20 protein-coding genes, 1 tRNA gene and 3 pseudogenes are annotated in these 24,900 nt (G+C 68.1%); 8 read left to right on the top strand and 16 right to left on the bottom strand.

Translation table 11 applies throughout. The features are described 5' to 3' along the window. Positions 1-20: 20 nt before the first annotated feature. The 5 genes and pseudogenes from HZ321_RS19045 to HZ321_RS19025 all read left to right on the top strand — a co-directional run. Positions 21-1,073 (top strand): annotated as a pseudogene (locus tag HZ321_RS19045) (homocysteine S-methyltransferase family protein); the annotation flags it as partial. Between the two features lie 49 nt (positions 1,074-1,122). Further along, entirely contained in the window at positions 1,123-1,329 is a 207-nt protein-coding gene (locus tag HZ321_RS19040; RefSeq protein ID WP_181703981.1) for a hypothetical protein, read from the top strand. Between the two features lie 5 nt (positions 1,330-1,334). After that, a complete protein-coding gene (locus HZ321_RS19035; protein ID WP_181703980.1) occupies positions 1,335-1,781 on the top strand; it encodes a PIN domain-containing protein in 447 nt (148 codons plus the stop codon). Between the two features lie 57 nt (positions 1,782-1,838). After that, positions 1,839-4,505: pseudogene (gene metH / locus HZ321_RS19030) on the top strand (methionine synthase); the annotation flags it as partial. A 40-nt stretch (positions 4,506-4,545) separates the two neighbouring features. Further along, entirely contained in the window at positions 4,546-5,190 is a 645-nt protein-coding gene (locus tag HZ321_RS19025; RefSeq protein WP_181703978.1) for a cation efflux transmembrane domain-containing protein, read from the top strand. A gap of 19 nt (positions 5,191-5,209) precedes the next feature. Here the strand turns inward: HZ321_RS19025 and HZ321_RS19020 are convergent, their stop codons facing one another. From HZ321_RS19020 to HZ321_RS18975, 10 genes are all read right to left on the bottom strand, one after another. Beyond that, a complete protein-coding gene (locus HZ321_RS19020; protein WP_181703977.1) occupies positions 5,210-6,322 on the bottom strand; it encodes an extensin-like domain-containing protein in 1,113 nt (370 codons plus the stop codon). A 32-nt stretch (positions 6,323-6,354) separates the two neighbouring features. Further along, the gene (gene flhA / locus HZ321_RS19015; protein WP_425305420.1) at positions 6,355-8,478 is read right to left on the bottom strand and encodes a flagellar biosynthesis protein FlhA; all 2,124 of its coding nucleotides are present in this window, start codon (positions 8,476-8,478) and stop codon (positions 6,355-6,357) included. A gap of 489 nt (positions 8,479-8,967) precedes the next feature. After that, on the bottom strand, positions 8,968-10,344 hold the full coding sequence (flbD, locus tag HZ321_RS19010) for a sigma-54-dependent transcriptional regulator FlbD (RefSeq protein ID WP_181703975.1): 1,377 nt from the start codon (positions 10,342-10,344) through the stop codon (positions 8,968-8,970). Positions 10,345-10,379: 35 nt separating this feature from the next. Then, complete coding sequence (gene fliN / locus HZ321_RS19005; protein ID WP_181703974.1) at positions 10,380-10,727, bottom strand: flagellar motor switch protein FliN; 348 nt, start codon at positions 10,725-10,727, stop codon at positions 10,380-10,382. Position 10,728: 1 nt separating this feature from the next. Beyond that, the gene (locus tag HZ321_RS19000) at positions 10,729-11,400 is read right to left on the bottom strand and encodes a FliH/SctL family protein (protein WP_181703973.1); all 672 of its coding nucleotides are present in this window, start codon (positions 11,398-11,400) and stop codon (positions 10,729-10,731) included. A gap of 17 nt (positions 11,401-11,417) precedes the next feature. Further along, positions 11,418-12,476, bottom strand: coding sequence for a flagellar motor switch protein FliG (gene fliG, locus HZ321_RS18995; RefSeq protein WP_181703972.1), 1,059 nt, complete (start codon positions 12,474-12,476; stop codon positions 11,418-11,420). Between the two features lie 3 nt (positions 12,477-12,479). Continuing rightward, positions 12,480-14,165 (bottom strand): flagellar basal-body MS-ring/collar protein FliF, encoded by a 1,686-nt coding sequence (gene fliF / locus HZ321_RS18990; protein WP_181703971.1) that lies wholly within the window; start codon positions 14,163-14,165, stop codon positions 12,480-12,482. Between the two features lie 416 nt (positions 14,166-14,581). After that, a complete protein-coding gene (gene sciP / locus HZ321_RS18985; protein WP_075215430.1) occupies positions 14,582-14,857 on the bottom strand; it encodes a CtrA inhibitor SciP in 276 nt (91 codons plus the stop codon). 162 nt (positions 14,858-15,019) lie between these two features. After that, positions 15,020-15,685, bottom strand: coding sequence for a flagellar hook assembly protein FlgD (locus HZ321_RS18980; protein ID WP_181703970.1), 666 nt, complete (start codon positions 15,683-15,685; stop codon positions 15,020-15,022). 18 nt (positions 15,686-15,703) lie between these two features. Next, entirely contained in the window at positions 15,704-17,818 is a 2,115-nt protein-coding gene (locus tag HZ321_RS18975; RefSeq protein WP_181703969.1) for a flagellar hook-length control protein FliK, read from the bottom strand. Between the two features lie 274 nt (positions 17,819-18,092). On the opposite strand from HZ321_RS18975, the gene mnmA reads away from it, so the two are divergent. From mnmA to HZ321_RS18960, 3 genes are all read left to right on the top strand, one after another. Then, positions 18,093-19,283: a tRNA 2-thiouridine(34) synthase MnmA gene (gene mnmA / locus HZ321_RS18970; protein ID WP_181703968.1), complete on the top strand. Its 1,191-nt coding sequence runs from the start codon at positions 18,093-18,095 to the stop codon at positions 19,281-19,283. Between the two features lie 33 nt (positions 19,284-19,316). After that, on the top strand, positions 19,317-19,991 hold the full coding sequence (locus tag HZ321_RS18965) for a class I SAM-dependent methyltransferase (protein ID WP_181703967.1): 675 nt from the start codon (positions 19,317-19,319) through the stop codon (positions 19,989-19,991). 94 nt (positions 19,992-20,085) lie between these two features. Continuing rightward, positions 20,086-20,162: transfer RNA gene (locus tag HZ321_RS18960), tRNA-Met, on the top strand. An 87-nt stretch (positions 20,163-20,249) separates the two neighbouring features. Here the strand turns inward: HZ321_RS18960 and HZ321_RS18955 are convergent. The 6 genes and pseudogenes from HZ321_RS18955 to HZ321_RS18930 form a co-directional block, all read right to left on the bottom strand. Next, positions 20,250-20,663, bottom strand: coding sequence for a four-helix bundle copper-binding protein (locus HZ321_RS18955; RefSeq protein ID WP_181703966.1), 414 nt, complete (start codon positions 20,661-20,663; stop codon positions 20,250-20,252). A 60-nt stretch (positions 20,664-20,723) separates the two neighbouring features. Continuing rightward, positions 20,724-21,038 (bottom strand): DUF2293 domain-containing protein, encoded by a 315-nt coding sequence (locus HZ321_RS18950; RefSeq protein WP_181703965.1) that lies wholly within the window; start codon positions 21,036-21,038, stop codon positions 20,724-20,726. A 19-nt stretch (positions 21,039-21,057) separates the two neighbouring features. Then, positions 21,058-22,044: an aldo/keto reductase gene (locus HZ321_RS18945; protein ID WP_181703964.1), complete on the bottom strand. Its 987-nt coding sequence runs from the start codon at positions 22,042-22,044 to the stop codon at positions 21,058-21,060. Positions 22,045-22,152: 108 nt separating this feature from the next. Next, the gene (locus HZ321_RS18940) at positions 22,153-22,671 is read right to left on the bottom strand and encodes a hypothetical protein (protein ID WP_181703963.1); all 519 of its coding nucleotides are present in this window, start codon (positions 22,669-22,671) and stop codon (positions 22,153-22,155) included. 75 nt (positions 22,672-22,746) lie between these two features. After that, positions 22,747-23,695 (bottom strand): annotated as a pseudogene (locus tag HZ321_RS18935) (aldo/keto reductase). Between the two features lie 92 nt (positions 23,696-23,787). Next, positions 23,788-24,756, bottom strand: a complete 969-nt coding sequence (locus HZ321_RS18930; RefSeq protein WP_181703962.1) for a glutathione S-transferase family protein — start codon at positions 24,754-24,756, stop codon at positions 23,788-23,790. Positions 24,757-24,900: the final 144 nt, after the last annotated feature.

The raw sequence follows: 24,900 nt of genomic DNA, 5'->3' as shown, positions 1-24,900 counted from the left end.
CGTTCAGGAAGGATCTCGTGATGACCCAGACACTCTCCAAGACCGAAGAGACGCTGCGGGCGGCCGCTGCCAAGCGGATCCTGGTGATCGACGGGGCGATGGGCACGATGATCCAGCGCCACAAGCTGAGCGAGGCGGACTTCCGCGGCGAGCGTTTCAAGGACTGGCCGCGCGATCTCAAGGGCAACAACGATCTCCTGTCCATCACCCGGCCCGACGTGATCAAGGGTATTCACCTGCAGTATCTGGAGGCGGGCGCCGACATCCTGGAGACGAACACGTTCTCGTCGACCACGATCGCGCAGGCCGACTACGGAATGGAGGCGCTCGCCTACGAGTTGAACTTCGAGAGCGCGAAAGTCGCCAAGGAGGCGTGCCGGGAGGTGGAGGCGCGGGATCCGTCGCGGCCGCGCTTCGTGGCCGGCGCCGTGGGGCCGACGAACCGGACTGCGTCGATTTCGCCCGACGTGAACAATCCCGGCTTCCGGGCGGTGAGCTTCGACGACCTGCGGATCGCCTATGGCGAGGCCGTACGCGGGCTGATCGACGGCGGAGCGGACATCATCCTGATCGAGACCGTGTTCGACACGCTGAACGCCAAGGCGGCGCTGTTCGCTACCGAGGAGGTGTTCGAGGAGAAGGGCGTCCGGCTGCCGATCTCGGTGTCGGGCACCATCACCGACCTGTCCGGGCGGACGCTGTCGGGGCAGACCGCGGAGGCGTTCTGGTATTCGGTGCGGCATGCCGACCTTTTCTCGATCGGCCTCAACTGCGCACTCGGGGCAAAGGAGATGCGGGCCCACGTGGCCGATCTCGCCCGTGTGGCGGATACGCTGGTCTGCGCCTACCCGAACGCCGGGCTGCCGAACGAGTTCGGCGAATACGATGAAAGCCCGGCGGCGATGGCGGCACTGGTGGGCGAGTTCGCGCGCTCTGGCCTCGTCAACATCGTCGGCGGGTGCTGCGGGACGACGCCTGACCACATCGCGGCGATCGCCGAAGCGGTGAGGGGCGTGGCTCCGCGCGTTCCGCCGAGGATCGAGCCGCGCATGAGGCTGAGCGGCCTGGAACCGACGGTGATCGCGGCGTGATACGATGGGGCGAGGACTGGGAGACGGAAGCATGGCGAGCGCACGGACGCGGAAAGACGAACCTGGCCGATCCAAGCCGGCCTATGGCCCGAACGTCGAGCCTCCGCTGACGCCGACGACACCGGAGCAGAGGGCGGCCGATTGGGAGCGTCTCGCGGCCGACATGCGGTCGCTGAAGCTCGCGTCGGACGGCGAGCCCTACTATGGTTCGCGCGACGACCTCTACGAGCGTGACTGACACCTGTGTGGACGATAGACACGAATGTCCTGGTCTACGCATTTGACGAGCGCTTTCCGGCCAAACGTCTCGCCGCGGTCGCTGTCGTCGGCGCTTGTCACGTGGCGGGTGCTCCGCTCGGCTTGCAGGTGCTCGGGGAGGCCTATCGCGTGTTGACCAAGCGGCTGCACGGACCACCCGAGGTGATCAGCGGGATCCTGGCGCGGTTCGCAATGGATCACCCCTGCTTTTCGGTCACTCGCTCGTCTTTCCTGACCGCGATGGAGCACACTGCAAGCCGGCGCCTCGCGATCTGGGACGCCAATCTCGTGGCGGCGGCGGACGCGGCCGGTTGCACCCATCTCCTCTCCGAGGACATGCAAGATAGCCAGCGCTTTGGCCGGCTCGAAATCGTCAATCCTTTCTCCGGCGACGGGCTGTCCCCGCGCGTCCGTGATCTTCTCCAGCTCTGAGCGGTTTCCCACCCGATGTCGACGACCGAATCCTCCGCCGCTACAGCCGGCTTCGCCAACTTCGTCATGGTGGGCGAGCGCACGAACGTCACCGGCTCCGCGCGGTTCCGCAAGCTGATCAAGGACGGCGACCATGCGGCGGCGCTGGAGGTTGCGCGGCAGCAGGTGGAAGGCGGCGCGGTGGTCCTCGACGTCAACATGGACGAGGGGCTGCTCGACAGCGAAGCGGCCATGGTGACCTTCCTCAACCTGTTGGCGGCGGAACCGGACATTGCGCGGGTTCCTGTCATGGTGGACTCCTCGAAGTGGACGGTGATCGAGGCCGGGCTGAAGTGCCTGCAGGGCAAGGGGATCGTGAACTCGATCTCGATGAAGGAGGGCGTCGACGCGTTCATCCAGCAGGCGAAGCTGGTGAAGCGATACGGCGCGGCCGTGGTGGTGATGGCCTTCGATGAGAAGGGGCAGGCCGACACGCTGGAGCGCAAGATCGAGATCTGCGCCAAGAGCTACGAGATCCTGACGCGGCAGGTTGGCTTTCCGCCGGAAGACATCATCTTCGATCCGAACATCTTCGCGGTCGCGACGGGCATCGAGGAGCACAACAACTACGGCGTGGACTTTATCGAGGCGACACGTTGGATCCGGCAGAACCTGCCCGGCGCCCATGTCTCCGGCGGCGTGTCGAACCTGTCCTTCTCGTTCCGCGGCAACGAGCCCGTGCGCGAGGCGATGCACACGGTGTTCCTCTACCACGCGATCCAGGCGGGCATGGACTTCGGCATCGTCAACGCCGGCCAGCTTGGCGTGTACGACGACATCGATCCGGAATTGCGCGAGCTCTGCGAGGACGTGGTGCTCAACCGGCGGCCGGACGCGACGGAGCGGCTGGTGGATGCCGCCCCGCGGTTCAAGGGCGACGGCGCGGTCAAGGAGAAGGTCGCGGACGCGGCGTGGCGGGCCTGGCCGGTGGAGAAGCGGCTGGAGCACGCGCTGGTGCACGGCATCACCGAGTTCATCGACCTCGACACGGAGGAGGCGCGCGCCAAGGCGGAGCGGCCGCTGCATGTGATCGAGGGGCCGCTGATGGCCGGCATGAACGTGGTCGGCGACCTCTTCGGCGCGGGAAAGATGTTTCTGCCTCAGGTGGTGAAGTCAGCCCGCGTGATGAAGCAGGCGGTCGCCTATCTCATGCCCTACATGGAGGCGGAGAAGGCGCTGAGCGGTTCCACGGAGTCCTCCTCGGCCGGCAAGATCCTGATGGCAACCGTGAAAGGGGATGTGCACGACATCGGCAAGAACATCGTCGGGGTCGTGCTCGCCTGCAACAACTTCGAGGTGATCGACCTCGGGGTCATGGTGCCGATGCAGAAGATCCTCGACACCGCCCGGGCCGAGAAGGTCGACATCATCGGCCTCAGCGGGCTGATCACGCCGAGCCTGGACGAGATGGTGCTGGTGGCCTCGGAGATGGAGCGCCAGGGGTTGGATCTGCCGCTGCTGATCGGCGGCGCGACGACCAGCCGCATCCATACGGCAGTGAAGATCCATCCGCAGTACAAGAGCGGCCAAGCCGTCTACGTGACCGACGCGAGCCGGGCGGTGGGCGTCGCCTCCTCGATGCTGGGGGAGAAGCGCAATGCCTATGTCGAGGAGGTCCGCCGGGAGTATGCGCGGATCGCGGAGGCGCATGCGCGCGGCCGGGGCGACAAGAAGCGCCTGTCGCTGGCGGATGCACGGGCCAATCGGCTCGACATCGACTGGGCGGACTACCGGCCGGTGAAGCCGAGCTTCCTCGGAACACGGACGTTCCGTTCGTACGATCTGGCGGCGATCGCACCCTATATCGACTGGACGCCGTTCTTCTCGACCTGGGAGATGAAGGGCACTTATCCGCAGATCCTGGAGGACGACCGCTACGGTGTGGCCGCGCGGGCGTTGTTCGAGGATGCGCAGGCGATGCTGAAGCAGATGGTGGAGGAGAAGTGGCTGACGGCCAACGGCGTCGTCGGCTTCTGGCCGGCCAACGCGGTGGGCGACGACGTGGAGCTCTACACCGACGAGACGCGGACGGAGCGGCTCGCCACCTTCCACGGTCTGCGCCAGCAGATCGCACGCGACAGCACGCGGGCGAACGTGTCGATCTCCGACTTCGTCGCTCCAAAGGACAGCGGTATCGCAGACTACGTCGGGGCGTTCGCGGTGACGGCGGGGATCGGCGAGGAGGCGGTGATCGAGCGGTTCGCGCGGGCGAATGACGACTACTCGAAGATCCTCAGCCAGGCGCTCGCAGATCGGCTTGCGGAGGCGTTCGCCGAGGCGCTGCACCAGCGCGTACGCAAGGAACTCTGGGGCTACGCCTTCGAAGAGGATCTGACGCCGGCCGACCTCATCGCGGAGAAGTACCAGGGCATCCGACCGGCGCCGGGCTATCCGGCCCAGCCGGACCACACGGAAAAGAAGACGCTGTTCGAACTGCTCGACGCGACGGCCGAAGCCGGGATCCACCTGACGGAGAGCTACGCGATGTGGCCGGGTTCGGCCGTGTCGGGGCTCTATCTGGCGCATCCGGAGAGCCACTACTTCGGCGTAGGCAAGATCGAGCGCGACCAGGTGGAGGACTACGCCGCGCGCAAGGGTATGAGCGTCGCCGAGATGGAACGCTGGCTGGCGCCGATCCTCAACTATGAGCCGGCGGATGTGGTGACCACAGCCGCTGCTGAATGATCGCCAGTGCCAGCCGCCACCCCGAACCCATGAGTGTTTGATGACCGAGACCGCCGGCGAAACACAGCAGAACACGGGCGACCACCGCGATCCGGCCTATCGGCGCGTGCTGCTGTGGGCGGCGATGGTCAACGGGCTGATGTTCGTGATGGAGGGGGTGATCGGGATCTGGATCGGATCGGCGGCGCTGATCGCGGACGCGGCGGACTTCCTTGAAGATACGGGGATGTATCTGCTGGGGGCGCTGGCAGTCGGGTGGACGCTCCGGAACCGGGCGCGTGCGGGCTTCGTGATGGGGCTCCTGATGTTGGGTGTTGGCGTGGTGGCGCTGGGGCAGGTGTTCATGCGGCTCTACTACGGGGGCGTGCCCTCGTCGCTGTGGATGGCGGCGACGGCGGCCGTGGCGCTCGGGGTGAACGTGACGGTGGCGACCAAGCTGGCGCGCTTCTCCAGCGGGGACAGCTCGATGCGATCGATCTGGCTGTCGACGCGCAACGATGCCGTTCTCAACGGCATGACGATCATGGCGGGCGTGCTGGTCGCGATCCAGGCGGCCGCGTGGCCGGACATCGTCGCCGGCCTCGTCATCGCCGGCGTCAACCTCTGGGCGGCACGGGAGGTGATCGTCTCGGCCTGGCGGGAGATGCAGACGCCGCCTGCGGGATCGCCGCCGGTCTCGGCGTGATCATACTTCTCAGTCTTCTCTACTCGTCGGAGTAGGGCACCGAGCCGACCTCGTCGGGGGCGTAGCCCTGCACGGCCCAGCCCTGCACGGGCTGCGGGCCGACGTTCCAGCCGGGAAGGGCCGGCGGAGGCTGCTGGCTGGCGCCGACGGGCTGGCAGACATAGCCGGGCGGGCAGGCGGGCGTCCCGCCATAGGCCGGCTGCGACGTGGCGCTGCCGGGGATCTCCCCCGGGGGCAGCAGCGAGGGATCGTAGCCGGGCTGCGGCGCGGCGGGGTATGGCTGCGGAGCCGTCGGCACGGGGGCTGCCTGCGCGGCGGCCAGGGTGCCGGGCAGCACGCGCGGCCAGCTGTCGTCGGGAATGTTGGTCGCCATCGGCACGGACGTGTCCGGCCCGACTTGGTAGGTGGGCGGCCAGCTGGCGGGCGGCGGCAACTGCGGCGTCGGACGGCAGTAGCGCATGGTGCCCTGCGCGTTGTGGCGGGCAAGGTCGAGGTGGAGATGGTCCTCGTGCTTGCCGTCGGAGCCGGGTCCGAGCACGGTCGTGAAGGGCCCGCAGGCGCCGGCGTGCACTTCACGCAGAAAGGCCCGGTCGGTTTCGTCGCCGCGCCAGCCCTTCTTGATGCTCACCGTACGGCCGTCGGCCAGCACGAAACCCGCGACGTCGAAGGCGTTGGCGAAGGCGTGCTCGGAGAGCCGAGCGCCGCGGATGTTGTTGCGCGAACGGCAGTTGTAGGTGCCCATCGACTTGATCTCGACGACGGGCATGCCGTAGCGCGCCAGGGCCGCGGGCATGACGACAGTCTGCGTCCAGCTTTCCAGCGCGGCGGTCATCGGACAGGACATCACCTGCGAGCGGCTACCGATCCGCACGGTGCCGTCGGCGAGCGCGGTGACCTTGAGCGGGCGATCGAGGCCGCAGATGCCGCGTCCCTCGATGGCGCTGACCGGCTGGATGAGCGGCGAAAGGCGCACCATGTTGCGGGCAAAGCAAGCCGCCTCGGCCTGGGCACGCCAGGGTTCGCGCTCCTCCCAGTCGAAGAAGCCGCAGCCGGCCAGGGTTGCGACACATAGGAGCAGGGCGGTCCGGTACACGAAACGAATGGACATGATGGGGCGGAGAATGAGCCCCATGCCTTAAGGTTTTGTTGACGGTGCTGACGCGGTCAGATCTGGCCGACGGTCTTCAGGCGGACCCGGGGATGGACCTCGGCCTGGCTCATCACCGTGGTGTGGGCGCGGAAGCGTTCGACGATGGAGCGGACGTAGGGCCGGGCGAGCGGGCTCGTCATCAGGACGGGGAGCTCGCCCTTGCGGGCGGCGTCCTCGAAGCCGTCGCGGACCAGGATGACGAACTCCTGCAGCTTGGAGGGCGCCATGGCCAGGCGCTTGTCGTCGCCGTCGCCGACCAGGCTTTCCAGGAAGGCCTGCTCCCAGGCCGGCGACAGGGAGATCAGCGGGAGATAGCCGCCGGGCGCGGTGTGCTGGGCGCAGATCTGGCGGGCGAGGCGCGCCCGCACGTGCTCAGCGATCATCTGGGTGGAGCGGGAGTGGCCGACCGCCTCGGCGATGCCCTCCAGGATGGTGGAGAGATCGCGGATCGAGATCCGCTCCTGCAGCAGTTGCTGGAGAACGCGCTGGATGCCGGACACGGAGATCTGGCTCGGCACGATGTCGTCGACGAGACGGGCCTGTTCGGCGGGGAGATCGGCCAGCAGTTTCTTCACGTCGGCGTAGGAGAGCAGCTCGGCGACGTTGGACTTCAGCGTCTCCGACAGGTGGGTGGAGAGGACGGTGGCCGGGTCGACAACGGTGTAGCCGCGGATGGCGGCCTCCTCGCGCAGGCGCGCCTCCACCCAGGTGGCGGGCAAGCCGAAGGTGGGTTCGGTGGTCTGGGTGCCGGGAATGGCGACCTTTCCGCCCATCGGGTCCATGACCATGAACTGGCCGGGGAACAGCTGGCCGCGGCCTGCCTCGACCTCCTTGATCTTGACGACGTAATCGTTGGCGGCGAGCTGGACGTTGTCCAGAAGGCGGACCGGAGGCATGACAAAGCCCATCTCCGAGGCGATCTGCCGGCGGAGCGCCTTGATCTGCTCGGAGAGGCGGTCGCCACCGGTGGGATCGTTGATCAGCGGCAGGAGGCCGTAGCCGAGCTCGACGCGCAGGTCGTCCATCTTGAGGGCGGACTGGATCGGCTCCTCGCTGGGTTCGGGCGGCGGAGCGTCGGCCGCCGCCTTGGCGGCCGTCACCTCCTCGCGGGCCTGGAGATTGTTGCGCGCGGCGTAGAAGGCCATGAAACCCGCGCCGATGGAGAGCGAGAGGAACGGCAGCATGGGCATGCCGGGGAGCAGGGCGAGGATGCCCATCACCGCCGACGACATGCCGAGCGCGTTGGGATAGCCGGAGAGCTGGCTGACCAACGCCTTGTCCGCCGCGCCCGAAACGCCCGCCTTGGAGACGAGCAGGCCGGCGGCGGTGGAGACGATGAGCGCCGGGATCTGGCTGACGAGGCCGTCGCCGACCGTCAGCACGGTGTAGCTGTGGCCGGCTTCGGCGAGTGACAGGTCCATCTGCAGCACGCCGATGACGATGCCGCCGATGATGTTGATGAAGGTGATCAGGAGCCCGGCGATGGCGTCGCCGCGAACGAACTTGGACGCACCGTCCATGGCGCCGAAGAAGGCGCTCTCCTCCTCCAGCTTGCGCCGGCGATCGCGGGCCTCGGACTCGTTGATCAGGCCGGCGGACAGGTCGGCGTCGATCGCCATCTGCTTGCCGGGCATGGCGTCGAGGGTGAAGCGCGCGGCCACCTCGGCAATGCGGCCGGAGCCCTTGGTGATGACGATGAAGTTCACGATCACCAGGATGGCGAAAACGATCACCCCGATGACGAAGTTGCCCCCCATCACGAAGTTGCCGAAGGCCTCGATCACGTGGCCGGCGGCGTGGGTGCCCTCGTGGCCGCCCGCCAGGATGAGGCGGGTGGAGGCGAGGTTGAGCGCCAACCGCAGCATGGTGGCGATCAAGAGCACGGTGGGGAAGGAGGAGAACTCCAGCGGCGTCTGGATGAACAGCGCCGTCATCAGGATGAGGATGGAGAAGATGATCGAGAAGGCGAGGAAGACGTCGAGCAGGACGGCGGGCAGCGGCAGGATCAGGACCACAAGGATGGCCATGATCCCGATCGCAAGGCCGACATCGCCCCTCAGGACGGCGGACTTGACCTCGGTGAAGGTCGGAAAGCGGAACCCGGACGGAGAGGACGGTCCAGTGGTGTCGGTCACGATGGGTACGGTTCCAGAAGGGCCGACGGGTCAGTGGGCAGAATTTGCCGGGTGCATGGTTAACGGAGGGTTAAGGGACGAGGGCAATCGGGAAACAGGCGGCGGCGAGAGGGGTCGCGCGTGGTCACGAATCGAAACCCCTAGGTCACTTCCAAACTCTCGTCATGGTCCGCGCAGGCGGACCACCCACGCATTGTTCCAGGATGGTGGGTTGCCGTCGGAGGGGGTGTCGAGCATGCCCACAAATTCGTGGGTGGTCCGCCTGCGCGGACCATGACGGCTGAGAGGTATGGTCCGCCTGCGCGGACCGTGACGGCTGAGAGGTGTGATGTTCGGGTGGGGGCGTTCGGGTAGGGCGGTTGTTCCCCCCGCCCTCCGGCCTCGAAGTCACTTGCCTGATCGGCGTGCGGGCTGTGCCCTTGCCTCCGCAAGGGGGAGGGAGGCGGTTGGCGTGGAGCGGTGGGCGGTGCGGGGGTGGGCGTGGTTGGGCGGTCAGGCCACGGCGGTTCGGGCGGTGCCGGGTTCGGGGACGTCGATGCCGTCGGCGGAGTATTCGTTGAGCTTGTTGCGCAGGGTGCGGATCGAGATGCCGAGGATCCGGGCGGCGTGGGTGCGGTTGCCGAGGCAGTGGTCGAGGGTGTCGAGGATGAGGTCACGCTCGACGTCGGCGACAGTGCGGCCGACGAGGGCGCGGGTGACCGCCTCGGCGGTCTGGGCGGCGCGGGCGGCGGCATCCTCACGGCGGGACTCGATGCGGGTGTCGAAGCGCATGCCGTCGGGCGAGCGGATCGCCTCGACGCCGATGTCCGGGCCGTTGGCGAGCAGCACGGCGCGGTGGAGGGTGTTCTCCAGTTCGCGGACGTTGCCCGGCCAGCGGGCGGAAATCAGTTCGCGCTTTGCGTCGGCGGCGATCTGGCGGACGGGGACGCCGTTCACCTCGGCGTATTTGCGGGCGAAATGCTCGGCGAGCGCGACGACATCGGCCGGGCGTTCGCGCAACGGCGGGATCTTCAGGTTGACGACGTTGAGGCGGTAGAGGAGGTCCTCGCGGAACAGGCCTTCGCGGACGGCGTCGGCGAGGTTGCGGTTGGACGTGGCGATGATGCGGATGTCGACCGGCACCGGCTTGCCGCCACCGACGCGGTCGATGACCCGCTCCTGGATGGCGCGCAGGAGCTTGGCCTGCAGGCGCACGTCCATCTCGGAGATCTCGTCGAGCAGCAGCGTGCCGCCGGTCGCCTCCTCGAACTTGCCGATGCGCCGTGCGACGGCGCCGGTGAAGGCGCCCTTCTCGTGCCCGAAGAGCTCCGATTCCAGAAGGTTCTCTGGGATGGCAGCGCAGTTGACGGAGACGAAGGGCTTGTCGGCGCGGGCGGACTTCTTGTGGACGTGGCGGGCGAGCACCTCCTTGCCGGTGCCGCTCTCGCCGGTGATCAGGATCGACGCTTCGGAGGCTGCGACCTGGTCGGCGAGGCGGACGACGGAGAGCATCGCCTCGTCGCGGACAATGAGGTCGCGACCATCGGCAGCGACGGCGGCGATCACCGCGGCAATCAGCTCGGCGTCCGGGGGGAGGGGGATATATTCCTTGGCGCCGGCGCGGATGGCTGCGACGGCGGCCTTGGCGTCGGTGGCCGTGCCGCACGCGACCACGGGAACGTGGATGCGCTCCGCCTCAAGGGCGCTGATCAGGCCGCCGATCGACAGCGCAACGTCGATCATCACCAGATCGGCGCCGCGGCCGGAGCGCAGCGTGCGCAGGGCGGTCTCGACCGTGTCCGCGTGGATGACGGACGCGCCCTTGTCCATGGCCATGCGGGTGGCTGTGGTGAGCTGCCCGCCCAGGATGCCTACGATCAGGAGACGCATGGCAGGTCCTCTTCATTCCCTGTCCACAAGCGCGGTCAGCGCTCGGACTTGATGATCTCCGTCATGGTGACGCCGAGCTTGTCCTCCACGAGGACGACCTCGCCGCGCGCCACGAGACGGTTGTTGACGTAGATGTCGATGGCCTCGCCGACCTTGCGGTCGAGTTCCAGCACGTTGCCGGGCGAGAGCTTCAGGAGCTCGTGCACCGGCATGCGCGCGCGCCCGAGGATGGCGGAAACCCGCACGGGGACGTCGAAGACGGCCTCCAGCTCGGCGGCCGTATGCGCGGCGTTCGGGTCTTCCTCGTCGTCGCGGCGCGGCTGCGCCGTATGCGCCTGGAAGTCGAGAGAGCCGGATTCGGTATCGTCGTCGTCGGCGGCCATGTCAGGCCTCCTCGGTCAGGTCGCCCGTCGTCGCGCCGGCAGGCGCGATCGAGGCGAGATGGTTCTCGATGGCGGCGTGTACCGCGGCCTCGGTGGCGGCTCGGTCGAGCACGATGCCGCCGTCGGCCCACTCGATGCGGCAGTCGCCGCGGGTGACGCTGTCCTCGCCGAGGACAACCAGGCGGCCCTCGAAGCCGCGCTCGGCGGCGATGCGGGTGAGTTCCCCGCGGATCGGCTCGGCGTCGTCGGCTGAGAGCCGGATAACGAGATGCGGCGCGCGGCGCAGGGGACCGAGGGCCTCGGAGACGATGGCGAGAATCGCCTCGCGAGGGTGAAGCTCGATCAGCCGTCCAGCGATCTTGCAGGCGACCGCCTCCGCGAGGCGGAAGGCCTCGACCTCGACACGGGCACGCTCGGTGTCCAGGACGGCGAGGATGGACTGGGCGGCGGCGGCGAGCCGGCCGGCCTCCTCGGCGAGCCGGTCGGCGGCCCGCGCCTCGGCGGCCTCGCGGCCGGCCACCAGTCCGCGGTCGTAGGCGCGGCGCTCGGCCTCGGCCACGATGGCCTCGTGGACCGGCTGCTCGATGGTCGGCACCGGCGGCGCGACAGGCTCCGCCTTCGCCGGCGGAGCGGCGAAATCGGTGTCGAAGAGGAAGCGCGCGGGTGCGGCCATGATGCGGTCTGTTTCCCTCAGAGGACGAGTTCGTCCTCACCCTTGTTCTTGGAGATCATGATCTCGCCCTTGGCGGCGAGGTCCTTGGCGATGTTGATCATGTAGGACTGCGCCTCGTCGACATCGCGCAGGCGGACGGGACCGAGCTGCTCCATGTCCTCCTTGAGGAGGGCTGACGCGCGGGCGGACATGTTGGAGAAGAAGAGTTCACGTACGCTCTCCTTGGCGCCCTTCAGCGCCAGGCCGAGCTTGTCCTTCTCCACGCCGCGCAGCAGCGTCTGGATCGCGGCGGAGTCGAGCTTGCCGAGATCGTCGAAGGTGAACATCAGCGCCTTGATGCGGTCGGCGGCGTCGCGGTTCTCCTCCTCCAGCTGCGTGATGAAGCGCGCCTCGGTGGTGCGGTCGAAGTTGTTGAAGATCTCGGCCATGATCTCGTGGGCGTCGCGGCGCTGCGTGTTGGTCAGGTTCGACATGAACTCGATGCGCAAGGTCTGCTCCACCTTGTCGAGCACGTCCTTCTGGACCGACTCCATCTTCAGCATGCGGTTGACGACTTCGAGCGCGAACTCCTCCGGCAGAATGGCAAGAACCCTGGCCGCGTGGTCGGACTTGATCTTCGAAAGCACCACAGCGACGGTCTGCGGGTATTCGTTCTTGAGATAGTTGGCGAGAACGTTCTCCTGCACGTTGGAGAGCTTCTCCCACATGTTGCGACCCGCCGGACCGCGGATCTCCTCCATGATGGAGTTGACCTTGTCGCTCGGCAGGACCGAGAGGAGCAGTCGCTCCGTCGTGTCGAAGTTGCCCATCAGGGCGCCGGATGACGAAACCTTGGTGACGAACTCGACGAGCAGGTCGTCCAGCATCTGCGGAGTGATCGGGCCCAGCTTCGACATGGCCAGCGAGAGGTGCTTGATCTCGATCTCGTCAAGCGAACGCCAGATCGGACCGCCGTGGCGATCGCCGAGGGCGAGCATCATGACGGCAGCCTTCTCCGGACCGGTGAGGTCGCGCTGGGTGCCGTCGGTGGAGACCGTGAGGACGCCGGCCGTACCTGACAATTGGAGGTTGGACATGGATCAGGCGGCCTCCGAGAGCCACGTGCGGATGATGATGGCGGCTTCGTTCGGGTTCTCCTCGACGAGGCTGCCGACGCGGCGGACCTGGTCCATCTGCTCGGCACCCTTGGCCTTGGCTTCCTCGATGCGGCTAGGCGGGCCGGCCTCGGGCGGCGGCAGGCCGACGGCGGCCGCCGCGTTGGCCGCGTCGGCCGGGACGAGCTGGCCTTCGGCGTTCAGAAGCATGGTGATGGCCTGGCCGTTCGGTCCGGTCACCGTGGTGGTGATCTCGCGATGCTCGGTGACCACTTCCGGCGAGAGGATCCGCTTGATCAGCGGCCGGACCGCGAACAGCAGGACCAGCAGCGTCAGGATGAACATCACGCCCATTTCGGCGAAGCGGACGAGGTCGTCTTTGGAGAACTCGAACATCCCAGGCTCGATCGCGTCGGTCTCCGTCGCCGGGGGGCCTTCGGCGAACTGCAGGTTGACCACCTCGACCTGGTCGCCGCGGTTCTGGTCGAAGCCCATGGCAGTGCGGACCAGCGCGGAGATGCGGTCGAGCTCCTGCTGGTCGCGGGCGACGTAGGTCTGCACGCCGTCCGCGCCGGTCTGGTAGCGGCCGTCGACGACCACGGCGACCGACAGGCGACGGATGCCGCCGGCCTCGGTGACCTGGGTGCGGGTGGTCTTGGAGATCTCGTAGTTGATCGTCTCTTCGCTGGTGTTGGCGTTCTGGGTCGCGGAGGCCCCGGCCCCACCGGCGGGCTGATTGGCGTTGGGGATCTGGTTGCCGGCGGTGACCTGGTCGTTCGGCTGCGGCTCGGACGAGGCGCTGTTCTCCTCCCGCGACTGGGTGGAGCGGACCACTTGTCCGTTCGGGTCGAAGGTGTCGCGGGTTTCGGAGATGCGGTTGAAGTCGAGCTCGGCCGCCACCTTCACCCGGGCTCGGCCAGGGCCGACGACGCTTTCCACGATTTCGCGGACGCGGGCCTCGACGTCCTTCTGGTAGCCGGCGGTCCGCTCGTCCACGGCCGCGGCCATCATCTGGGTGGTCTCGTCGCCCGAGCCTTCCGCGAGAAGGCGGCCTGCCTCGTCGATGATGGAGATGCGCGTCGGCTCCAGGCCGTTCACGGCCGAGGCGACGAGGTGCTGGATGGCGCGGATCTGGCTCGGCTCCAGCACACCGCGCGTCTTCAGGACGATGGAGGCGGTGGGCTTCTGCTCGTTCTGGCGGAACAGCTGGCGCTCGGGAAGCACGAGGTGGACGCGGGCCGATTCGACGCGGTTGATGGCGCGGATGGTGCGGGCGAGCTCGCCCTCCAGGGCGCGCAGCCGATTGACGTTCTGCACGAAGCTGGTGGTGCCAAGAGCGTCCGTCTTGTCGAAGATCTCATAGCCGACGCCGCCGCCCGCCGGCAGACCCTGTTCGGCGAACTGCATGCGCAGGCGGGTCACGTCCTGGTCGGGGACCATGATGACGGTGCCGTTCTGGAGGAGGCGGTAGGCGACGTTGGCCGAATCAAGTTCGGCGATGATCGCCGCCGAATCCTCGAGCGTCAGACCCGTGTAGAGCGGGGCCTCGTTGACCTCGTTGAAGCGGAGGGTGATGTAGGCGAAGAAACCGATAAGACCGATCGCGACGGCGCCCATGGCGGCCAGGCGGGCAGGTCCCAGCGATTTCAAGAGTGCCGCAAGGCCGTTCACTCTTTCCTGCTCCCCCGGTCCCGGTCCACACGGCGGCTGCCGTCATTCGATTCGAGCGGGCCGGCGAGGGCGCTGCGGGGGCTCGATTATTGGCCCGTTCGCGTTGCCTGCCTGGTCGAGAGGAACACGCCCGGACGTTTCGTCCGACCCGGTCCGCACCTCGTCCAACCCGGCAGGAATTTCCGCATGGTTTTGGTAAACAAGTTGTTAACGGAGAGCGCAAGACGTTGGCTGACCGCGCTATTCCGCGGTTTCAGGGTTTCCAGGCCACAAAGATGATCGGCAAAATCTGCCGGGTCGGTCCGGCGGGCCGAAACCGCGCGAAGCGTTCTGCAAGAGCGGAGCGCGAATCCGACAAAAACGAAAAGGCCGGCGACTGCCGACCTTGTCATTCCCTCATCTTGGATCCAGGCTGATCAGGGCCTGTATTGCTGGACACGCGTTGCGCGTAGACCGGCCAATCCGTGCTTGTCGATCGACTGCTGCCAGGAGAGGAATTCCTCCACCGTCAGAGTATACCGCTTGCAGGCTTCCTCCAGGGAGAGGAGTCCACCCCGCACTGCCGCGACCACTTCCGCCTTGCGACGGATCACCCAACGTTTCGTGTCCTCGGGCGGCAGATCGGCGATGGTCAGGGGGCTCCCGTCCGGTCCGATCACATACTTAACGCGGGGACGCATCTGCTCGGTCATCGTACTCTCACACTGAACTGACCTCTCAGTGGGAGACTTTACGCCCGGGCTTTTAAAATTCGGCTAATTGCCCAGCAAGAATTTAGTAAGAATTGGAATGGCTTGCGCAGAGGTCCCGATGTCGCCTGCGAATACTGGTCGGCAACCGCATTTCTCGTGTGTTCAGCCGGAGATACGGGAGACTCCGGAAATCGGCACGGCGGTGGTGCCAACGTAGAGGTAGGGCTCCGAGCCGGATGTATCGATCGCGGTAACCTTACCTGACATCCGGGTGGATACGGCCACGGCCTTGCCGTCCGAATCCTCGGCGTCGAAGGCGATCTTGTAGTTCCCCGCTGGCGCGTCCCCGCCGGCGTCGGTCTTGCCGTCCCACTCGTAGGTGTTGTCGCCGCTGGAGAAGGTGGTGGTGCCGGTGAAGACGACCGTGCCGGTGCTGTCGGTGATGGTGACCTTCACCTTGTCGGCAACCGACGCGGCGTTGGCTTTCCACGTGGCCTTGCCGCCTTCCAGAAGCGTCGTGTCGCCGCTCGCCTCGATCGACTTGCCGATGTAGTTGACGAGGTTCAGCGAGGTGGTGCTGGCGAGCGAGGCGAGGATCGATTCCAGGTTCTTGTTGGTCTGGATCTGCTGCTCCACGCCGGAGTACTGGACCAGCTGCTCGGTGAACTTCTCCGCGTCCATCGGCTCGAGCGGGTTCTGGACCTTCAGCTGCGTGGTCAGCATCTTCAGGAAGGTGTCGTAGGTGGTGGCCAGCCGCTTCGCCGTTTCCGACGTGTTGCTGGTGGTTGCGGGGGTGGTGGTGGTGCCTGTGGCGCTGGTGACGGCCATGATCGGAACTCCTTGGCGTCAGATCCGGACATCGAGAAGCTGGTCTCGACGCGGACGGTAGATGTCGACGGGCAGGGGTGCCGCGGTGGTCTCCGCAGCCTCCCCGCCGGGGTAGCGGATGAAGCGGGGTTCACGACCGTCCTGGCCGTTGCCGCCCGCGAATCGCTGCTGCTGCTGGTCGGAGCCGTTGTTGCGCAGGGACACCGACACCGAGCCGTCCTTGGCTTCGAAGCCGGCTTCGCGCAGGGCGCGCTCCAGGGCGCGCTGATCGCGGGCAAAGAGATCCAGGGTATCGCGCCGCTCCACGGTCAGGTGGGCGCGCGCCTCGCCCTTGTCGGACAGCTCCAGGCTGACGTCGACGCGGCCGAGCTCCGGCGGATCCAGGCGGATCTGGAAGCTGGTCTCGCCGAGCTTGGCCATGCGGGCGATCTCGACGCCGACCATGGCGAGCGGAATGGCGTTGAGCACGGACTGGGCACTTGGCGGCGCAGCGGCGGTCTGCGGGGCTGCGAGCGACTGCGGCTGCGCCTGCTGCTGGGTCACGGACTGGACGGCGTCCTGTGCGAGGGCGCGTTGATCCTCGCCTTCTCCGCGGACGCGCGCGGCAAAGGCGACGGCGCCGGCGTTGACGGGCAGGGGCGGCCTTGCGGCGGCGTCGGGCTTCTCCGGCGCAGTGCGGGCGGGCTTGTCGTCCGTGGTCGCCAGGAGATCGTCGGTGGCGGCCTCGCTGTCGGTCTCAGGCGCGGTTTTTTCGGCCGGCGAGGTTGGCAGGGCGGTCTCGATCAGGTCCGGAGCGACCAGCTGTGTGGAGGCCGCGGCCGCGACCGTCGCCTCAGCAACGGCTGCCGGCGGCTGCGCGACGGTGGACGTCTCGACCGTCGCCGACGCGGCCGCCTCGAGCGCAGCCGTGATCACCGCGACATCTGCCGGTGTGAGCGCGGCGGTGCCGGCCTCGGCGCCGGTGTTCACCAGGAGGGGCTGGGCGAGCGCGACAGGCGCGGGTGCTGCCGGGCGTGGCGTTGCTTCGGCCGCCTGGGGGGCGGGCGCCTGCGTCCCGTCGACCTTGGAAAGCGTCGGGGCATCGGTGCTCAGGTCCGGCGCGGGTTGTTCAACCGCGGTATCGGCTGCGGCAACCGAGGGGCTGACCGTCGGCTGGGCCGGCCTCGCCTCGTCCGGGACGGCGGGCGTTCCGCTCACCGACGCGAGGTTCCGCGCTGCATCCTTCGCCGGATCGGCCGGGAGGTCTGCGGCGGTGAAGGCGAGGGGTTCGGCCTCCGAAGGCACGTCGATCGACGTCGACGCAAGGCCGGGGGACGGTTGCGACGCGATCGCAGCGGCGGGCACTTCCGGCAGGGTGGGCGCCGCGGTCGCCTGCGGCAGGGCGGGGGCGGACGGCGCGGCCGCGGCCTGCGTCGACGACACGGGTGTGACGGGAGCTGCCGGCTTCGATGTCTTCGGCTCGGGTTTTCCGGCCACGCTCGTGACGGCCTCAGCGACGGGTGACGAGGTCGGGGGAAGCTGGGGCGCCGCAGGGGCAGGCTTCGGCGCGGCGGCGACAGGCGCCGGCGCGACCGGGGCAGTGGCGGGCGAGGTCTTCGGCGCGGCGATGCCGGCGAGATCGTCGAGCATGGCCGACGGGTCGGCAGGCAGCGTCGCGGCCGCGATCGGGTCGGTGGCGGTGGCGTCGGCCGGAACGACCGCGACGGGGGTGACCGGGGGCGGTGCAGGAACCGGGATGGGCACAGGGATCGCCGAGGCGAGCGCGGCATTGGTCTCGGCCTCGGAAGGTTCGGTACCGGAGGCGGCCTCGACCGGCTCGGCCGGTTCCACCTTGCCGGCGACCATGACGGGCTTCTTGGTACCCATGGCCGCAGCCAACTCGGCAAGCGCGACGTTCACGCCGTCGGTGGCGGCAAAGGCGTCGGCGCCGAACTCGGCAGGCAGCGCGATGGAGGTCTGGCCGGGCACCGCGTCGAGCGCGCCGGCGGTCGGTCCGGTGCCGGCGGTCATGGCGTCGACCAAGGCGGCGAAACCGCCACCCGCGGCCGCACCGGTCTCGGACGACGGCATGCCCCCAGGGGCGGAGGTGTTCAAGGGGGCGAAAAGCGCGACGGCGACCGAAACGTCAGACATGGTGGACCTTCTCCAGGCAGCCGGGATCTGCAAGCGCCGGGCCAGGGCGCTTTCCGGTGACATCCGCTTGATTTTTCGCTAGCTTCCGCCCAGTTGAGAGCGCAGGGCCGCGACGAGGGCGGCAAAAGCTGGCCGGAAACCCGGCAAAGCTTGCCGAGGCGGGGCCGTCGTCTCCCACCTCTTCGAAGAGGGCCGATGTCGGCCGGAACGGGCGGGCGGTCTCGGCGACAACGCGGCGCGCGGGTGATGCCGCGTCGGAAAGGCTTATGGAGCGATGCTGAACAGTCTCGATCTCCCCGGTCGTCCGGAGGACACGCGCGTGGTCGTGGCGATGTCCGGGGGCGTCGATTCGTCCGTCGTCGCCGGCCTGCTGAAGGCGGAGGGCTACGACGTCGTCGGCGTGACGCTGCAACTCTACGACCACGGCGAGGCGACCCACCGCAAGGGCGCCTGCTGCGCCGGGCAGGACATCCACGACGCGCGCCAGGTCGCGGCGATGCTCGGCATCCCGCACTACGTGCTCGACTACGAGGCGCGGTTCCGCGACGCGGTGATCGACCGCTTCGCCGAAAGCTATATCGCCGGGGAGACGCCGATCCCCTGCGTCGCCTGCAACCAGACCGTCAAGTTCTCCGACCTCCTGGACACCGCGCGCCAACTCGGCGCGCAGGCGCTTGCGACCGGTCACTACGTCCGCTCGCAGCTGACGCCGTCCGGCCGGCGGGCGATGTTCCGGCCGGTGGATCTCGACCGGGACCAGAGCTACTTCCTGTTCGCCACCACACCCGACCAGCTGGATTTCCTGCGGTTTCCCCTGGGCGGGCTCGCCAAGCCGGAGGTTCGGGAGAAGGCACGGGCAATGGGCCTGGTGGTCGCCGAGAAGCACGACAGCCAGGACATCTGCTTCGTGCCGCAGGGCAAGTATGCCGACGTGATCGAGCGGTTGAAGCCGGATGCGGCGGAAGCCGGCGAGATCGTTCACGTCGACGGTCGCGTGCTGGGGCGGCACGACGGGATCATCCACTACACGGTGGGGCAGCGTCGGGGTCTCGGCGTCGCGACCGGCGAGCCGCTGTTCGTCGTGAAGCTTGACGCCGGACAGCGCCGCGTGGTGGTCGGGCCGCGGGAAGCGCTGGAAACGCGACGGCTCCAGCTTCGCGACCTCAACTGGCTGGGCGACACGCCGCTGTCCGCCCTTCCGGCGGCGGGAATGGAGCTGTTCGCCAAGGTGCGCTCGACGCGCCCGCCGCAGCCGGCGGTGCTGACGATCGAGCAGGGCACGCCGTTCGTGGCGCTCATGGACGGTGAGCAGGGGGTTGCGCCGGGGCAGGCCTGCGTGCTCTACGCGTCGCAGGGGGGAGAGGCGCGCGTGCTCGGCGGCGGCTTCATCGGGGCGACCCAGCGGGGCGCGGCGGCGATGCGCGGCGCGTCGATCGGGGAACCGCGGTCCGTTGTCGCCGGTTGAGGCGTCAGCACGAACCAAAGGCGAGGATCTGGGATGACGAGGGATCGGGCACGCGTGGGAACGCAGGCCGAGCGGGCGGTCGACACCGTCATGCGGGCCAAGGACGTGGTCTCCGCCTACGCGCGGTGGGCCCCGGTGTACGATGTCGTGTTCGGCCCGATCATGGAGGCTTCCCGCAAGGCTGCGGTCTCGGCGCTGCCGCCGGACGCGGACCGGGTGCTTGAGGTAGGCGTCGGCACGGGCATCTCGCTGCCGGACTATCCGCCGCGGGTGAAGGTCACCGGCATCGACCTGTCGCCGGAAATGCTCGCCAAGGCGCGGCAACGCGTGGCGGAGCAGAAGCTTTCCAACGTGGAGGCGATCATCGAGATGGACGCCGCGCGGCTGGCGTTCGACGACGACAGCTTCGACGCGGCCATGGCGATGTACGTGATGACGGTGGTCCCGGACCCGGCGCGGGTGATGAGCGAGATGCGCCGGGTGGTGCGGCCGGGCGGCCGTATCCTGGCGGTGAGCCATTTCGCCGGCGACGAAGGCGTGCGGGCCCGGTTCGGGCGGGCGCTGTCGCCGCTCGGTCGGCTGCTCGGGTGGAACACGACCATCTCGGTTGCGACGATCTCGGCCTTCCCCGGCGTCCGGCTCGTATCGGATACGGCGGCGGGCCTCGGCGGTTTCTACCGTCTTCTCGAATTCGAAGTGGTGAAGTGAGGCGGCGACCGCTCCTTCCTTGACAGGCGGGCGCCGGCTTCACTATACCCACCTCACTCCGGCGGGGCCTTCGCGCTCCGCCTACGGGGTGGTCGGCAGAGTAGCTCAGGTGGTTAGAGCGACGGACTCATAACCCGTAGGTCGGCGGTTCGAATCCGCCCTCTGCTACCAACCCCCCGTTTCACAGCCCATTTTTCATCGAACGCCCGTCGAGATGGCATGCGTTCGGCTGGGAGCCGCGGTTCCCGGCGCCCAGGGTCACTGCATCCGCGGTGTGACGCTGCGGGCGGCCTCGCGGCAGGCGGTCTCGCACGAGCGGCAGGCTTCGGCGCAGACGCGGCAATGCTCGTGCATCGAAGCATGCGAGGCGCATTCCTCGCCGCAGAGGCGGCAGGCTTCAGCGCAGACTTCCAGCATTTGGCGGATGATCAGTTCGTTGGAGCCGGTGCGGCGAGATGCGACCCGGCCGGTTGCGGCGCAGACGTCGGCGCAGTCCATGTTGAAGCGGATGCATTGGGTGAGGTCGGCGACCATCTTCTCACCCAGACAGGCGTCGGCGCAGGCGGTGCAGGCCTGGGCGCAGTCGTAGGCGGCTTCGATGGCGCGGACGAGCGCCGCGTTGACGTTGCCGCGGACGTGCGGGTGCGTGGAAATCATGTCGTGCGCGTGCATGGCTCGCTCCATTGTCGGGTGGGGATATCCACCGAACCGGTGCGCAGCGCGCGTGTTCCCTCAAGTTTCGTCCGGGTCGACCTCATCGGCAACGATCGGGCGGCGAACGCCCCAGGCGCCAAGGACATCCGTCATGTCGTCGAGCACGAAATGGCGAGCGCTGTCCTGGTCGTAACCTTCATCAAGGAGGTCGTCATAGTCGGTGAAGACGTGGCGGACGTAGGCGACCAGGGCAAGCCAGGCAGCGTTTTCAGGCGCTGCCGTGACCAGCCCCGGACTGTCCATGGCACGGTCGGCGACCACCCCGAACTCGTGGTCCGGGATGGCGGGGGCAAGGGCGCGGAGCGCGATCTCCACGTCGGTGCGGCGGCCCATCCGGTCGCAGGTCCCTTGGTCAGAGGTTGAGCATCTTCATGCCGGCCTCTGCGTAGCGCTCCCCGGCCGCGGCGCCAACAGGGAAGGCGGAGGCGAGTTCCTGGATCTCGTCGGGGGTCAGGACGATGTCCGCTGCGGCGACGTTCTCCTCCAGGTACTTGACGCGCTTCGTGCCGGGGATCGGCACCACGTCGTCACCCTGGGCGAGGACCCAGGCGAGCGCCAGCTGCGAGGGCTTTACGCCCTTGGCCGTCGCCAAGTCCTCGACGACGCCGACGAGATCCAGGTTGAGCTGGAAGTTCTCGCCGGAGAAGCGGGGGGAGTGGCGGCGGAAGTCGTCTGCCGGCAGATCGTCGATTGTCTTGAAGCGGCCGGTGAGAAAACCGCGGCCGAGCGGGCTGTATGGCACGAAGCCGATGCCGAGTTCGCGGATGGTGGGCAGGATCTCGTCCTCCGGATCGCGGCTCCAGAGGGAATACTCGGTCTGCAGCGCGGCGATGGGGTGGACGGCGGCGGCACGGCGGATGGTGGCCGGGCCGGCCTCGGACAGGCCGAGATAGCGCACTTTGCCTTCGCGCACGAGGTCGGCCATGGCGCCGACGGTGTCCTCGATCGGGGTCTCCGGGTCGACGCGGTGCTGGTAGTAGAGGTCGATGACGTCGAGCCCCAGCCGCTTCAGGCTCGCCTCGCAGGCCGACTTGACGTAGTCGGGCCGGCCGCTGACGCCGAGGCGCTCGCCGTTCGGTCCGCGCACGTTGCCGAATTTGGTGGCGAGCACGACGCGCTCGCGCCGGTCCCTGATGGCGCGGCCGACAAGTTCCTCGTTGCGGCCGACGCCGTACATGTCGGCGGTGTCGAGGAAGGTGACGCCGAGGTCGATCGCGCGGTGGATCACCGCGATCGATTCGGCCTCGTCGCCTTCCCCGTAGAACTCGGACATGCCCATGCAGCCGAGCCCGAGGGCGGAGACGGTGAGGCCGCCGGTGCCGAGTTTGCGTTGATGCATGGGGTGTTCTCCTGACAGGTCCAGATTGAATGGGATTGGAACGAGCTTACGCCTCCGGCGCGACGCGACGCCGTCACAAGGTCGGGAGTTCGAAAGAAGTGATCGCGGTCAGCCGGCCCGCGCGAGCGCGACATCGGTCACGGTGGTTTCGCCTTCCCCATAGTCGTCGGTGACGACGATCCGCAGACTGCCCGCGCCGTCATTGACGATGCGCATGCGGGCGGTCCGATCGCCGTTGACGGGACGCGGCCAGCGGACGGCCAGGTTGACCGTGTCGCCGCGGCGCTTGCCGGCGAGGCTCGCCGGCCCGACGCGGGAGCCGACGTAGGTGCCGCTGTACTGCCGGGAGGCGGGATCGTAGGTGATTTCCGCCGAGATCTTGCGGGAGAAGACCAGGTAGGCCCGGCACGTGCCGGCGATGGAGATGCGGTTCTCCGAACGCTCGCCGCTCAGCCGGCAGTTCACCTTCTGCGGTCCGGACTCGGCGTTGCGATGGACGACGCCGGCGCCGGACCAGGCACCGGAGAAGCGCTCCAGGAACCGCGCTTCCGTGGGGGGCACGGCGGCGCCGCCGAGGAGGAGGGCGAGCGGGGCAAGGATCAGCGAGCGAAGCGGCCGGGCTGGCATCAGGCGATCTCCTCGATGGGGGGTATCGCCTCAACGCCGACCGCGGCGTTTCGTTCGCCAGCGGCGGCAGGTTCGTCAGGCGCTGGCGTCGTCGAGGCGGCGGAGGTCGTCCGGCGACAGATCGATGGCGGCAGCGCGGACGAGACTCGACAGCTGGTCGACGGTGGTGGCGCTGGCGATCGGCGCGGTGACACCGGGGCGGGCGATCAGCCAGGCAAGCGCGACCTCGGCCGGATTGGCGGCGTGTGTGGCGGCGACCTCGTCGAGGGCTGCCAGGATGCGCATGCCGCGCGGATTGAGGTAGCCCTTGATTCCGCCGCCGCGCGGGCTCTTGGAAAGGTCCGCTTCGCTGCGGTACTTGCCGGAGAGGAAACCCTTGGCGAGCCCGAAATAGGTGATGACGCCGAGGTGCTCGGCCATGCAGAGGTCGCGGAGCGGGCCGTCGTAGGACGACCGGTCGTAGAGGTTGTACTCCGGCTGCAGCGTCTCGTAGCGGGGCAGGCCCTTGTCGGCCGCGACGGCGAGGGCGTCGCGAAGCTGGTCGGCGGAGAGGTTCGAGGCGCCCACGAAGCGGATCTTGCCCTTCTCCAGAAGGCGCTGGTAGGCGCCGAGCGTTTCCTCGTAGGGCGTTTCCGGGTCGGGCCAGTGCGACTTGGTAGAGGTCGATCACGTCGGTCTGCAGGCGGCGGAGGGAGGCCTCCACGGCCTCCTCGATGTAGGGCGCGCGGAGGCCCTTCCTGCCCGGTCCCATCTCCGAGCCGACCTTGGTCAGGACGAGCACCCGATCGCGGTTGCCGCGGGCCTTCATCCAGTTTCCGATGATCGTCTCGGACTCGCCGCCGACATTGCCGGGCGCCCAGGTGGAGTAGGCATCGGCGGTGTCGATGGCGTTGAAGCCGGCATCGACGAAGCGGTCGAGGAGGTCGAAGGAGGTCTTCTCGTCGGCGGTCCAGCCGAAGACGTTTCCGCCAAAGACAAGCGGGGCGATGTGGAGGTCGGTGCGGCCGAGGCGACGCTTTTCCATGGGGCTCTCCTGGATCCGGGGGTTGTCACGAACGTAGGGTGGATCCCGGCCAGGATCCACCCACCCGATCAAGGTCCGCGCCGGAGCGCCGATCAGCCGCGGCCGGCGGGTTCGTCGTAGTCGATGACGGGACCGAGCGGAACGATGCCGGTCGGATTGATGCCCCGGTGGCTCTCGTAGTAGTGCCGCTTGGCGTGCTCCAGGTTCACCGTGCGGCTGATCTCCGGGATCTGGTAGAGGTCGCGGGTATAGGCCCAGAGGTTCGCGTAGTTGGTGATGCGCTTCAGGTTGCACTTGAAGTGGCCGACGTAAACCGCGTCGAAGCGAATCAAAGTCGGGAACAGGCGAACGTCCGCTTCGGTGATCTCGTCGCCGAACAGGAAGCGGGAGCGGGCAAGGCGGTCGTCGAGCTCGTCGAGCATCGCGAAGAGCGGCACAACGGCCTCCTCGTAGGCGGCTTGCGAGGTGGCGAAGCCGGCCTTGTAGACGCCGTTGTTGACGGTGTCGTAGACGCGGGCGTTCAGGCGGTCGATGGCCTCCTCGAGACCTGCGGGACGCAGCGTGCCCGGCGTGGCGCCCAGATCGGCGAAGGCTGTGTCGAAGATGCGGATGATCTCCGAGGACTCGTTGTTGACGATGGTGCCTTCCTTGAGATCCCAGAGCACCGGCACGGTGACCCGACCGGAGTAGCGGGGATCGGCGGACGTGTAGATCTGGTGGAGGAAGTCGGCTTGCACCGGATGGCGCACCACGCCGGGCCCGTCCTCGAAGGTCCAGCCGTTCTCCAGCATGCGCCAGTGAACGACGGAGAGGCCGATCATGTCCTCCAGGCCGCGGAGGGCGCGAACGATCAGCGTGCGGTGGGCCCACGGGCAGGCGTAGGAGACGGTGAGATGGTAGCGGCCAGGCTCGGCCGGGACCGCCTCTCGTCCGTCCGGCCCCGGCGCGCCGTCGGGCGTAATCCATCGGCGGAAGCGGGTGTCCGGCCGCACGAAGCGTCCGCCCGTGCTCTTCGTGTCGTACCAGACGTCCTTCCAGATCCCGTCGACCAGCTGTCCCATGGCGGTTCCTTTCGCTCGACCTTCTCTAGCAGATAGGCCGCGCCTCGCCTCCCCGCGAGGCGGTGAACAGTGTTTTCAGCGACCGGCGGGACGCGGAACCAAAGGCGCGGGCTTTGCGTTCAACCCCCGACATGGGGGCGGGAT

The sequence above is a fragment of the Chthonobacter albigriseus genome (assembly GCF_013839445.1).
Lineage (GTDB): Bacteria > Pseudomonadota > Alphaproteobacteria > Rhizobiales > Pleomorphomonadaceae > Chthonobacter > Chthonobacter albigriseus.
Note: the sequence above shows the minus strand (reverse complement) of the source record. Positions and strands in the feature narration are given on the sequence as shown.